This is a genomic window from Neorhizobium galegae, assembly GCF_017877135.1.
GTDB lineage: Bacteria > Pseudomonadota > Alphaproteobacteria > Rhizobiales > Rhizobiaceae > Neorhizobium > Neorhizobium galegae_A.
On sequence record NZ_JAGIPH010000003.1, the window covers coordinates 418,789 to 431,139 of the forward strand.

Sequence of the window (12,351 nt, forward strand, 5' to 3'; positions counted from 1 at the left end):
CTTTCACTGGAAGAGGCGCTCAAGCGGCCCGGCGGGCAGGGAGAGCTGGAGAAGGCCGGCAAAGATCAGCCAGACGACCAGACAGAGGACGATGCCGACCGGCAGCGAAATCCACAGCTTGCGCTTGCCGAAACCGGCAGCCGTTGCGGCAAACAGAACGCCGGTGGCAATCGAGAAGCCGGCCGTGTTCAACAGCAGCATCTGGGCGGCAAGTCCGCCGACCACCCAGGCGACCGGCTGGATTTCCTGTTTTTCGCGCGCCGGGAAATCTCCCCGGAAGGCGGCAATCACGGTCCAAACGGCCAGCAGCAGCAGGACGACGGCAATCGCCATCGGCACGGTGCTCGGGCCGACCGGCGAATAGCCGCTGACCTCGCGAAGACGGGCAGCATCGAAGAAGATGACGGCGGAGATCGCGACCAGCACGGCGGCGATGGCAAGCGCCGCCCAATCGGGGCGACGCTCTCCGGCCTTGTTCAAGGGTCCTTGGTTCATTTGACCAGTCCGATGTCCTTCAGGATGGTTTCGGTGGCGGAGATATCCTTGGCGAGCTGGGCATCGAAGTCCGCGCCGGACAGATAGGTATCCTGCCAGCCCTTGGTCTTCAGCGTCTCCTGCCAGGTCTTGGAGGTGACCAGCTTCTGGATATCGGCCGTCACGGCGGCCTTCTGCTCCGGGGTCAGGCCGGGTGCTGCGGCCACCATGCGCCAGTTCTGCACGGCCACATCAAGGCCCGCTTCCTTCAGCGTCGGGGCATCCGTGCCGGGAATGCGCGTGTCACCAGAGGTGGCGAGCAGGCGCAGCGTGCCGGACTTGATCTGCGATTCGAACTCGCCATAGCCGGAAATGCCGACCGTCACCTGCGAGCCAAGTATGGCCGCCAGCGCTTCGCCACCGCCCGAGAAGGCGATATAGTTGATCTTGGTCGGATCAACGCCGGCAGCCTTGGCGATGAGGCCCGCTGCGATGTGGTCGACACCGCCGGCCGAACCGCCACCCCAGGACACCGAACCCGGATCCTTCTTCAGCGCGGCCACGAGATCGGCAACCGTCTTCAGCGGCGAGGAGGCCGGAACGACGATGGCTTCGTTTTCGCCGGTAAGACGGGCAATCGGCGTCACGTCCTTGAGCGTCACCGGGGCCTTGTTGGTGAGGATGGCGCCCACCATCACGTAACCGCCGACGATCAGCGCATTCGGCTTGCCCTTCTGCTGGCTGGCGAACTGGGCAAGGCCGATGGTGCCGCCGGCGCCGGGAACATTGATCACCTGGACGTTCTTGGAAATGCCTTCCTGCTGCAGGGCAGTCTGCAGCGAGCGGGCCGTCTGGTCCCAGCCGCCGCCCGGCGCGGCCGGTGCCATCAGCGTATAGTCGGCTGCAGCGGCGGGCAGGGCAACAGCGCCGGCGAGCAGGGATGCGAGAATGATGTGTTTCAAGGGTCGTTCCTCCAATGGCGTCGCAGCGACGCTCTGATGATCAGCCATGCAGGAAGGAAGACGAAACATGTGGCGCGCGGAGCTTGTGGCTTCCAGCGCGCAGATCCCCCTCCCACGCAGTCCGGGACGCCTCCACGGCCCGGATAGGAACAAGCGACCACATTATGCTGACATTTAGCTGACGTTTAACGCAGGGCGGGCACACCTTGCGGAGATAATGGCTACTGGAGCCGCAAGACCTCGTTCCAGCGCGCAATCAGCCGGGCGCGCTTGACCTGATCGAGATAGACCATCAGTCCAGGGCTGACCGGCACGGGCTTCAACTGCCCACCGAGCAATTCGCGCATGGTGCTGGCGGTGTTTCCTTCAGCAACATCAGGGTTTACGGCCGGAATCTGCAACTGCCGCGTGAGGATCGTCTGGCCTTCCTTCGACATGAAGAAGTCAAGGAACCGGCGCCCGAGGTCGGGCGAGGCGGCGGCCTGCGGCACAAGCCCGATGCGCGACATCACCACGGTATAATCCTTCGGCAGCACGATCCCGACCTCCGGATGGTTCGATGCCCAGTCGGCGGCATAGGACCCCAGAATGTTGTAGCCGAGGACGAATCGCCCGTCCGCCACCCGCTCGAGGATCGCCTGGCTGGTCGAATAGAGTTTGACGCCGGCTTCCCCCATGGCGTTGACCACCGACCAGATGTCGTCGAACTGCTCCTGGTCGCGCGACATGAACAGAAAGCCGACGCCGGAGCGCTCGATATCATAGGTGCCGATGCGCCCGTAAACCGCATCGCCTTGCGCATGCAGGTAGGCGACGAATTCGGCGCGCGTCGCGGGCGGCGCCTTCTCGGTAAAACTCGGCTTGTGATAGACGAAGACGGCCGGCTCGAAGGTCAGCGCATAGGCGGTGTCGCGCCAGTTCGCCCAATCGGGCCAGCGCGCACTCATCGGCAGGCGGCTTGGCTGGGCATAGCCGTCATTGGCAAGCTTCACCTGCAGGTCCATGGCGGAGGAAAAGGCGAAATCGGCGGTCTTTCCACCGCCATCGGTTTCACGCACGATCCGGTCGTGGATCTCGCCGGTCAGCATGTCCTCGTAGCGCACCGCCACATCGACATTCGCCTTCTGGAACGCCTCGATCATCGGTCGCGCAATCGGCTGATCGAGCGAGGAATAGACCACCAGAACCGGCGCATCCGCGCGGCCCGACCGCGCGGCAAAGGAGGTAACCTCCGCATGGGCGACTGGCGCAAGGGCAAGGCCGATGCAAAGGGTGAGGAGACGAATGGCCATAATGCCCATGATGCATGACCGCTGCGACCGAGACAAGGTGAGGCAGCAGGGAGATGCTTTGCGCCCATGCATGGGGATAACCCTCGTCGCGAGCCCCTTGCTCCTGCCCGCCTCAGCAAAGACAAGTGACAGCTCAAGTTTTCGCCTCTAGTCTCTTTCATGAAAAGGGGGGAGTTGGGTTGCGCATTCTGCTGGTGGAAGACAATGGCACGCTTGCCGAGGGCCTGTCAGCCATCTTGCGTGGCAGCGGCTATGCCGTGGACGTGGTGTCGGATGGCCTGTCGGCGGAAGCAGTGGCAACGGCGGAAAAATTCGACCTCATCATCCTCGATCTCAATCTGCCGGAAATGGACGGGCTTGATGTGCTGCGCTCGATCCGTGCGCGCCAGAACCAGGCGGCTGTCATGATCCTGACCGCCCGCGGCACGCCGGAGGAGCGGGTCAAGGGCCTCGATCTCGGGGCCGACGACTATCTGACCAAGCCCTTCGATATTTCCGAGCTGGAGGCCCGCATCCGGGTGCTGCTGCGCCGCCAGGCGGGCCTGCGTTCGTCGCGGGTCGAGTTCGGCGGCCTGAGCCTTGATCTGACCTCGCGCAGCTTTTCCGTCGGCGGCAGGCCGCTCGACCTGCCGGCGCGCGAGGTGGCGCTCTTGGAACTGCTGTTCCTGCGCGCCGGCAAGGTGGTGTCGAAGGAATCGATCATCGGCTCGCTTACCGGTTTCGACGACGACCTCTCGTCGAACGCCATCGAGCAATATGTATCGCGCCTGAGGCGCCGCCTGCAGGTGCACGGGCTGACCGTCAAGACGGCGCGCGGCATCGGCTATTATCTCGATCTGGTGGCGCCGCCGTGATGCGGGGCATCCCCCGTTCGCTGCGCGGCCGCCTGCTCGCCTGGCTGCTGGCGGCCACGGCCGTTCTCGGGTCGCTGGCGCTGGTCGATACCTGGCGGGAGGCGCGCCAGACGGCAAACGACGTCTCCGACCGGGTGCTGGCCGGCTCGGCGCTTGCCATTGCCGAACGGGTGGTGGTGGCAGAAGACGGCTCGCTGGAAGTCGACATCCCCTATGTGGCGCTCGAAATGCTGACGTCTGCGGCGCAGGACCGGGTCTTCTACCGCGTCGATGGGCCGCCCGGCACCTTCATCACCGGCTATCAGGCGCTGCCGGCGCTTGCGCGGCGGGAAGGCCAGTCGACCGCCTTCGATGACGCATTCTTTCGCGGCGAGCCGATCCGGGTCGCAACCCTTGCCCGCTCCGCCTCGACCGGAATTTCCTCCGTTCCGTTCACCGTCACGGTTGCCGAAACGACCATCGCGCGGCGCCAGCTCAGCCGCTCCATCCTCTTGCATTCGGCGATCCGGCTGCTCCTGATGATGGCAGGCGCCTCGATCATCGTGTGGATTGCCGTGTCGCTGTCGCTGCGCCCGCTCTACCGGTTGGGCGGCGCCATCGAAAGGCGCAGTCCCGATGATCTCGAACCCATCGGCGAGCAGGTGCCAAGCGAAGTGGAAGGGCTGGTCGAAACGGTCAATTCCTTCATGGTGCGGCTCAAATCGGCGCTGGAGGCGCTGCGGCATTTTACCGGCAATGCCAGCCATCAGCTGCGCACGCCGCTTGCCGTGGTGCGCACGCAGCTGGCGCTTGCCGCTCGCTCGGCCGATCCGGCCGATGCGCAGGCCGCCATCGAGCGTGCCGATGCCGCCGTTGCCAATGCCGAGCGCATCCTGGCGCAGCTGTTGATGATGTCGCGCATCGATGCGGCCTCCAAGGGCGCCGAGACGGATCTCGTGCGGCTTGATCTGTGCGCGCTGGCCCGCTCCGTCACGGCAGACCACGTGCCGCCGGCTGCCGAAGCCCATATCGATCTCGGCTTCGAAGGGGAGGGGCAGGCGCTGATGCGCGGCGAGCCGCTGCTGCTCGCCGAAATGCTCAAGAACCTCATCTCGAACGCCCTGCTCTATGCCGGCCGCGGCGCGGAAGTGACCGTGCGCGTCTTCAGCCGTGACCAGACGCTGGTTCTGGAGGTGGAGGATAATGGCCCGGGTATTTCCGCCGACAACCAGGCGCGGGTGATGCAACGGTTTGAACGGGCAAGCGGCCCGGAGGAACACGGCAGCGGCCTTGGCCTGCCCATCGTCGAGGAAATCGCCTCGCTGCATTCCGGCTCGATGGCGCTCGAGACGGGGCGCGACGGGCGCGGCCTCAAGGTGGTCCTGCGTTTTCCGGCAGCCGCTGCGTAAGTGGAACCGGACGGTCACACCGCCGATGGGCGGAAGCGCCGGGTGAGGCGTCAGTGAACCGTGTCGCCGGCGAGATCCTCGTACATCAGGCGCAGCGCATCATCGAGAGCCGCCACCAGAATATCGGTGATCTGGTCGGGGTCGTTGGCTTCGAGAAAAAGCGCAAGGGCGGCGTCCTGGAGGTCCATCTGGCTTTCCGTCTCGTTCATCGTCATGCTCCTTCTGCGCCGTGGCTCATCCCGGCTGACCACCCGGATATAGCGTCTGCACCTTGCGTCTGGCTTGCCGGGCCGACCCGAGGCCGGCACGAGGCAAAGGACGCATGGCTTATCCGTGCCACGACGAAATGATCCACGGAAACCATGGTTCCGGCTGCCGTGCACCTTCGCACCATCCGGCCCCGAAGCAGTCATGACGTGAATCACTTCGCGTGCACACATCGCGTCCGCGGCGCTTCCCGTCAACCGTTTGCGTGAGAAATCCGGCCCGCGCCAAAGCCCGGACGCGAAAACGGCAGCAATCCGGGATCGCTGCCGTCTTCCATGTCTGATCAGAGGTCGGTCAGTACCGCGCGGTCGGCAGCGGCCCCGCAAACCGGCCGGGCGCAAGCGGCGGAACCTCCGTGAAATCCTCCCAATCGGGGCCATGGCCGCGCCCGGTCATCAGCCATGAAAGGCTGACGGCAAGCACGCCGGCAAGGGCCGCCAGTTGCCGGGGCGGGGGTGCCGCCCGGTCATTTTCCCAATGGCGCAGCGTTTGCGCATCGACACCGATCACGCGCGCCGCATCGTCCAGGGAGAAAGCCAGCGCATCGCGCGCGAGCGAAATGCGGCCACCGAACGTATCGTCCGAGGCAGAGAATCCATCGTAGCCAAACATGCCGTCATAGCGTGCATCCATCATCGAAGCCCTCCTGTGGCCGGATCGTCATAGGGGTGCCGGGGCCGCCGCAATGTCGGCCCCGGCAAGGTCTGGATCAGTCCTTGCCTATCCATGCCTTGATCTGGTCCGGGTGGTCCTTGATATAGGTCGCAACCGCCTCATCGTAGGACGTCTCCTGGGCGGTAAACATCGCTTTTTCGAGATCCGCGATCGGCAGCTTCATGCGCGACAGAAAGCCCGCCACCTCGGCATTGTCCTCGTGAAACCCCTTGCGGGCCAGCACATCGACATGTTCCGCTTCACCAAGCGCCTTCTTCGGATCGGCAATGTAGCGCAGCTCATATTTGCCGAACATCCAGTGCGGGCTCCACGAGGTCGCGACGAACCAGTTTTTCGAGCGTTCGGCGCGGTTGACTGTGGTCAGCATTCCCGCTTCGCTGGAAATCTGCAGCTTGTAGTCATCAAGGCCATAGGTTTTCAGCGCATCCTGCGACAGGCGGGTAAGGCCCGCACCCGGATCGATACCCTGCACGGTGTTCTTCAGCTTCTTGGCGACCTCGGGCTTCTTCAGGTCCTCGATCGAGGCGATCTCGCTTTCCGGGATATAAGAGGGAACGACCCAGCCGAGCTTTGCGCCTTCGTAGACCGAGCCCAGCGTATCCACCTTGTCCTTCACCTTGGCAAAATAGTCGGCATGCGTCTGCGGCAGCCAGGCCATCATCATCACGTCGAGATCGCCGCGGGCAACGCCCTGGTAGAGCGGGGCGACATCGGTCTGCACCAGGTCCACCTCGCGGCCCATCTCGTCCTTGATCAGCCTGGCGGCGAGCTTGGTGACGAATTCGGCATCCGACCAGGCGGCCCAGCCGATCTTCACCGGCTTTGCATCCGCAGCAAAGCTTGACGTTGCCGTGCCGCTGACAAGGGCTGCGGCAAGGGTGATGGTGGCGCCAAAAGAGGCGAGTGTGTTGAACATAGATGCTCCTTTTTCAAAGGTTCGCAATTTTAGCGGGGAACACCCCGCCATGGGTCAGCCGGCGGTGGAGGCGGCAACGCCTGGTGCGGATGCCGCACGACTGCGCTGGCTGGCGGGCTTCAGAGACAGGAAGCGGCGGAAGCCGACGCCTTCCCGTCCGAGAGACTGGGTGATGCGGTCGAGAATGACGGCGAGGATGACGACGGCAAGACCGCCTTCAAAACCCGTTCCGACGTCAAGCCGCTGGATGCCGGTCAGCACGATATTGCCGATGCCGCCGGCGCCGATCATCGAGGCGATGACCACCATGGACAAGGACAGCATGATCGTCTGGTTGATGCCGGCCATGATCGAGGGCAGGGCGTTCGGCAGTTGCACCTTGAACAGCAGCTGCGCCGATGTGCAGCCAAAGGCCTGGCCGGCTTCGATGAATTCGGCGTCCACCTGGCGGATGCCGAGATTGGTAAGCCGCACCACAGGCGGCATGGCAAAGATCACCGTCGCAATCGTGCCGGGCACGGCGCCGAGACCGAAAAACATCGCCGCCGGAATGAGATAGACGAAGGCCGGCATGGTCTGCATGAGGTCGAGCACAGGACGAACGGCGGCGGCCACCGCGTCGCGCCGTGCCATGGCAATGCCGAGCGGCAGGCCGAGCAACATGGCAAGGAAGGTGGAGGCAAGAACCAGCGCCAGCGTTTCCATGGTTGGCAGCCACAGGCCCATGTGCTGCACGAGCCAGAGCGACAGGCCGGTGAAGACGGCAAAGCCGATACCGACGCGCCAGAGCGACAGCAGCACGAAAAGGGCAATGCCAAGCGGCATCGGCGCGGAGGTCAAGAGGTTCAGGATGCCATCCGTCACGAAGCCGATGGCAGAGGCAATCACATCCAGCGCCGGCGAATAGTTGTCGAGTATGTAATTGACGGCCGTATCGACGCCGTCACCAATTTCAAACGTCATGGGAGAAATATCCTCTCGTCATCGCGACCGCTTAAGGTGTCGGGCAAGCCCGGCACGCGCGGTCCTTCGATCAGCTGGCGCGATCAAGCGTTTCCAGCAGGGCGGATTTGCTGATGGAGCCGATGTAGCGCTTGCGCGCGTCCACCACCGGCACGGGCCAGGCGCTGCCGGCGACGCGGCCGAGCACATTCGACAGCGGCTCGTCCGACGCAATGGGCTCCACGTCGGCCAGGAAGGCCCGGCGATAGGGGTCCGGATCCTTCGCCCTGACGTTCTCGATCAGCGACGAGCGACTGACCATGCCGTGATAGGTCTTGTCGCGACCGAGAATGATGGCGTAGTCGCGGTCGTAATTCTTCATGCGCTCCAGCGCGGCGGCCGCCGACACGCCCTGACGCTCGATGATCGTCACCTGCGTCTGGCGCGCGACGTCGCCGGCCTTGAACACCTGGGCGACATCGACATTGCGGAAGAACGAGCGGACATAATCATTGGCCGGCTGCGTGACGATTTCATCGGGCGTTCCGACCTGGATCACCGCGCCATCCTGCATGATGCAGATGCGGTCGCCAATGCGCATGGCTTCATCGAGATCATGGCTGACGAAGACGATGGTCCGGCTGTGCTCGGACTGCAGGCGCACAAGCTCGTCCTGCATTTCCGTGCGGATGAGGGGGTCGAGCGCGGAAAAGGCCTCGTCCATCAGAAGCACGGTCGGTTCGCTGGCAAGCGCCCGGGCAAGCCCGACACGCTGCTTCATGCCGCCGGACAACTGGTCGGGGCGGCTGTCGGCGTAACCGGAGAGGCCAACGGCCTCAAGCGCTGCCAGCGCCTTTACCTTGCGTTCCTCTTCGCCAACGCCTGCGACCTCAAGGCCGAAGGCGGCGTTGTTCAAGACCGTGCGGTTGGGAAGCAGCGCAAACGACTGAAAGACCATGCTGATGTCGCGCCGGCGAAGGGCAATCAGCTCGCTGCGCGACATTTTCGTGATATCCAAGCCGTCGATGGCAATGGAACCGGCCGTCGGCTCGATCAAGCGGTTGAGAAGGCGCAGCAGTGTCGATTTTCCCGAGCCTGAGAGGCCCATGATGACAAAGATCTCGCCGGGATAAATGTCGAAACTGGCATCGGAAACCCCGATGGAATGTCCCGTCTCGGCGTGGACATCGGCTTTCGACCTGCCGGATCGGAAAAGTTCGAGCGCCTTTTCCGGACGCTCTCCAAACACCTTGAAGACGGATTTGAGACTGATCTTGGGCGTGGCGGGCAAAGCCGGCACGTCATTTTCAGTGGGCATGACCATGGCTATTCAAGCCCCCGCTCGGCAGCAGGGGAACGCTCCTTTTTTGGGAATGGTTCACCGCCGGAGGGTGCTTGACCGACCGGAGAAACGCGATTCCGATTTTAAATCACGCGGCGACAAGACCGCTTTGCTGATAAAGGCGACCGTTGGCAGCAATGCCAATTCGAGACGCAAGCCGTTGTTCGAAAGAAAGGGATCCACAGGGCGCAGACGCTTCTTCCGGGCGAATTTGTGCCTCTGGATAACGAAGAAACCCGCAATTGTCCATAAAAAAATCCGGATTTAGCCCATTCGGTGGAAATTCCACCCAAAGTTAGGCGAGGGAAGGGGTCTATATTGGGCCTGAAATGCTGCGTTTCCACCTTCCGGAAGACCGGTAAATCGGCGGTCTTGCAGCCCTCTTCACTTCCTTTTTGACCCACAGCCATCGGCGACTGGATGAAGGCACGAAATTCGGCTAGGCATGATGTCGATCATCATGCGCAGGACCTTTTCATGAACAATGTCATCAAGTTCCAGAAGCCGAAACCGGTGAAGCCGCCGCGCCAGACACCGCCCTGGCTGCGCAAGGTCCTGACGGCTGCCGTCCTCATCCTCGGCTTTGCGGCCGCCTGGGCCTATTTCCAGTTTGCGGCAACGGGTGCACCGGCCCTTTAAGACTTTTGCGCCGCATGCACCGGGTCATTACTCAACGGTCAATTCCTGGCGCAAAAAGACGACGAGGCCGAGAGCCGACATGGCGGCGAGCCAGCCGAACAGGATGACAAGGCCGAGCTGGCCTGCTTCTGCGCTCCCGTGAAACAAGAGCCAGTCGCGCAAGGCCGCAGCCGCCGATGCCGGAAGCGGCAGCACGTCCGCGGTGTCGGAAAGAGCCAGATAAAGCTGCAGCAGCGTGACCGTGAGCGTCAACACGAAGGCGAAAATGACCGCTGCAATCATCGACCGGGTCAGAATCGTGACCGCAGACACCACAGCGGTGAGCACAGCAAGTTCGAAAAAAGCCACGGCAAAGGCTTCGGCCAGCATAAGACCACCGTCGACCGATACCACGATGCCCGACGATCCACGGCCGGACAGCAGTGACACGGCAAGGTTCAGAGCCATGTCGCCGAAGACAACGAGACCAAGGCCTGCGGCAAGCCAGATGAGGCAGAGGAGAAATTTCGCCGCAAAGAGGTGAGGGCGGCCACGGCGCGGCACCAGATGCCGCCAGGTCGCATAGCGATACTCGGTGAAGAAGACACCGGCGATGCCGATGGCAAAGAGCAGATGAGCGACCGAATTGCCGGACACAGACAGCGTCTTTGCCGCCGAACTGAGGATATCGACCGTACCCGGCATGCCGCGCCCGGTGCGCACGACGACCAGCATTTCGAGGGAAAGCCGAAACAGCAGCACGCAGAACGGCACTGCCACAAAGCCCCAGAACAGTATGCCTGGCTGGCGGATAAGCTTCAGCATTTCGCCGGACAGAAGGGCTCTCATGGCTGCCGATCCCGCGTTTCGGAGAGGAACACCTGTTCCAGATCCGGCTTCACCCATTTGGCTTCATGAATGCGGACACCGGATGCGGCAAGCGATGCGATGAGATCGGGCACGGTCTCGCGGGGCAGGCGCAGATAGATGCCGCCATCGCCGGCCTGCGCGGTCTCGCCCAGCCGTACCAGCAGCGCGTCCGGCTCTTCCACCTTAAGCCAGAAGCGCCCGTCACGGTCCAAAAGATCCGCCACATTTCCCTCGGCCGCCAGGCGTCCGCGCCTAAGAATGGCAACCCTCTGGCAGACACGCTCCACTTCATCCAGCAGATGGCTCGACAACAGAACGGTGATCCCATCGCGCGTCGCAAGGTCGCGGATCAACGAACGCATTTCCAAAATGCCGTCCGGATCAAGCCCGTTCGTCGGTTCATCGAGCACAATGGCGTCCGGCCTGCCGATCAGGGCGCAGCCGATGCCCAGCCGCTGCTTCATGCCGAGCGAGAAGCCGGACACTTTCTTGTCGGCCGCAGATAGGATGCCGACGCGCCGCAGCACCGGTTCGACCCGGTCGCGCGTATCAGACAGGCGGGCAAACATCTCCAGATGCTCGCGTGCCGTCAAAAACGGATAGAAGCTTGCGGCCTCCACCAGCATGCCAAGCCTTTGCCGGCTGGCTACACTTGCGGGCGCTCCAAAGATCTCCACCGTGCCACGATCCGGCCGCACCAGACCGGCGACGATGCGAAGCAGCGTTGTTTTGCCCGCGCCGTTCGGCCCGAGCAGTCCATAGACCTGACCGGCAGGCACCTGCAGCGAAAGCCCGGCAAGCGCCACCACGGCGCCGGATCCGCGCCCGAATGTCTTTTCCACGGCATGAACGGCAAGCGCCGCATCGGCATTGTCAGGCGTCATCATTTCCGACATTCGATCACATCCATCAACGCACGCCACTCCTGTCTGATCAGTCTGTCGCAGCACGGCTTTTCTGCGGCATCCCAGCAAAGATCTTTGCCTTTGACCACATCAGGAGGCGAGGCCGTTGCATTTGAACATGGAATCTGCCCCAGCTGCAGTGCTTTGCGGGATAAGCTAGATTATGGAATATTTTGATTGATCATAAGTCCAATCCTACGCGTGAGGATGCCAAACCGATTGGCGCATCAATGCGTCAAATGCTGCCATCACGAGGATCCCGGCGATCACCCGGTCTGGTTTGCTTCCCATTCCTTTCGAAGGATCGCGTATTGCATCGTATTCTCGTAGATCGGGTTACCGTCGTCGTCGTTTGTAAACGAGATGAACTCCTTGAACACACCCTCCCGGCGCATCCCCAAACGTTCGCACAGACGCTGCGACGGAAGATTGTTGTCCTCGACATAGGCATATAATCTGCGTGCATCTTTCACGGCAAAAAGAAACTGGAGCAAGGCACGCGCCGCTTCCGAAGCCAGACCCGCTCCGCCAAAGTCCGGGTTGAAGTTCCATCCCACCGAATATGTATCTTCTTCCGGTATGGCAAACAGGTCGCCGATGACCCTGTCTGTCTCTTTCAGGCAGACAGCAATGTAGTCATCGCTTCCACTGCGTTTTTCCGCTTCTGCCTTTGCCGCATCCATATGATCGAGCTTGAGGGACAGGAAACAGCTGACCTTCGGATCGGAAAGATAGGCAAAAAGATCGGCAGCATCGTCGATCTGGAAGTTTCGCAAGGTCAGGCGCAGTGTTGTAATAATATCCATTGCAGCACGTTATCGCCGTTTGCTCATGTGCGAAATAGGA

Annotated in this window: 14 protein-coding genes; 3 read left to right on the plus strand and 11 right to left on the minus strand. The window is 62.5% G+C overall.

The genetic code is table 11. The features are described from left to right. Positions 1-3 precede the first annotated feature (3 nt). The 3 genes from J2858_RS12240 to J2858_RS12250 all read right to left on the minus strand — a co-directional run bounded on the left by J2858_RS12240 (position 4) and on the right by J2858_RS12250 (position 2,728). Complete coding sequence (locus J2858_RS12240; RefSeq protein WP_210105081.1) at positions 4-495, minus strand: tripartite tricarboxylate transporter TctB family protein; 492 nt, start codon at positions 493-495, stop codon at positions 4-6. Next, positions 492-1,436, minus strand: a complete 945-nt coding sequence (locus tag J2858_RS12245; RefSeq protein ID WP_210105082.1) for a Bug family tripartite tricarboxylate transporter substrate binding protein — start codon at positions 1,434-1,436, stop codon at positions 492-494. The genes J2858_RS12240 and J2858_RS12245 overlap by 4 nt, the downstream gene beginning before the upstream one ends. Positions 1,437-1,657: 221 nt before the next feature. Further along, a complete protein-coding gene (locus J2858_RS12250) occupies positions 1,658-2,728 on the minus strand; it encodes an ABC transporter substrate-binding protein (protein ID WP_210105083.1) in 1,071 nt (356 codons plus the stop codon). Positions 2,729-2,907: 179 nt separating this feature from the next. On the opposite strand from J2858_RS12250, the gene J2858_RS12255 reads away from it, so the two are divergent. Together J2858_RS12255 and J2858_RS12260 are read left to right on the plus strand one after the other, a co-directional pair. Then, a complete protein-coding gene (locus tag J2858_RS12255; protein ID WP_210105084.1) occupies positions 2,908-3,582 on the plus strand; it encodes a response regulator transcription factor in 675 nt (224 codons plus the stop codon). Further along, entirely contained in the window at positions 3,582-4,970 is a 1,389-nt protein-coding gene (locus J2858_RS12260; protein WP_210105085.1) for a sensor histidine kinase, read from the plus strand. The genes J2858_RS12255 and J2858_RS12260 overlap by 1 nt, the downstream gene beginning before the upstream one ends. 50 nt (positions 4,971-5,020) lie before the next feature. Here the strand turns inward: J2858_RS12260 and J2858_RS12265 are convergent, their stop codons facing one another. The 5 genes from J2858_RS12265 to proV all read right to left on the minus strand — a co-directional run bounded on the left by J2858_RS12265 (position 5,021) and on the right by proV (position 9,094). Beyond that, the gene (locus tag J2858_RS12265) at positions 5,021-5,179 is read right to left on the minus strand and encodes a hypothetical protein (RefSeq protein WP_210105086.1); all 159 of its coding nucleotides are present in this window, start codon (positions 5,177-5,179) and stop codon (positions 5,021-5,023) included. A gap of 352 nt (positions 5,180-5,531) precedes the next feature. Further along, a complete protein-coding gene (locus tag J2858_RS12270) occupies positions 5,532-5,873 on the minus strand; it encodes a helix-turn-helix domain-containing protein (RefSeq protein WP_245365735.1) in 342 nt (113 codons plus the stop codon). 73 nt (positions 5,874-5,946) lie between these two features. Then, positions 5,947-6,828 carry a glycine betaine ABC transporter substrate-binding protein gene (locus J2858_RS12275; protein WP_210105087.1) on the minus strand — a complete coding sequence of 294 codons (882 nt, stop codon included), beginning with the start codon at positions 6,826-6,828 and terminating at the stop codon, positions 5,947-5,949. Between the two features lie 54 nt (positions 6,829-6,882). Continuing rightward, positions 6,883-7,791 (minus strand): ABC transporter permease, encoded by a 909-nt coding sequence (locus J2858_RS12280; protein ID WP_210105088.1) that lies wholly within the window; start codon positions 7,789-7,791, stop codon positions 6,883-6,885. Between the two features lie 70 nt (positions 7,792-7,861). Beyond that, positions 7,862-9,094: a glycine betaine/L-proline ABC transporter ATP-binding protein ProV gene (proV, locus tag J2858_RS12285; RefSeq protein ID WP_348635483.1), complete on the minus strand. Its 1,233-nt coding sequence runs from the start codon at positions 9,092-9,094 to the stop codon at positions 7,862-7,864. Between the two features lie 495 nt (positions 9,095-9,589). Between proV and J2858_RS12290 the strand changes: the two genes are divergently transcribed. Continuing rightward, positions 9,590-9,751, plus strand: a complete 162-nt coding sequence (locus J2858_RS12290) for a hypothetical protein (protein ID WP_210105089.1) — start codon at positions 9,590-9,592, stop codon at positions 9,749-9,751. Positions 9,752-9,778: 27 nt separating this feature from the next. Here J2858_RS12290 and J2858_RS12295 read toward each other — a convergent pair whose 3' ends face one another. The 3 genes from J2858_RS12295 to J2858_RS12305 form a co-directional block, all read right to left on the minus strand. Next, positions 9,779-10,579 carry an ABC transporter permease gene (locus J2858_RS12295; RefSeq protein WP_210105090.1) on the minus strand — a complete coding sequence of 267 codons (801 nt, stop codon included), beginning with the start codon at positions 10,577-10,579 and terminating at the stop codon, positions 9,779-9,781. Continuing rightward, positions 10,576-11,496, minus strand: coding sequence for an ABC transporter ATP-binding protein (locus tag J2858_RS12300; protein ID WP_245365736.1), 921 nt, complete (start codon positions 11,494-11,496; stop codon positions 10,576-10,578). Before J2858_RS12300 ends, J2858_RS12295 begins: the two co-directional genes overlap by 4 nt. 275 nt (positions 11,497-11,771) lie before the next feature. Continuing rightward, positions 11,772-12,311 (minus strand): GNAT family N-acetyltransferase, encoded by a 540-nt coding sequence (locus J2858_RS12305; RefSeq protein WP_210105091.1) that lies wholly within the window; start codon positions 12,309-12,311, stop codon positions 11,772-11,774. Between the last annotated feature and the right edge of the window lie 40 nt (positions 12,312-12,351).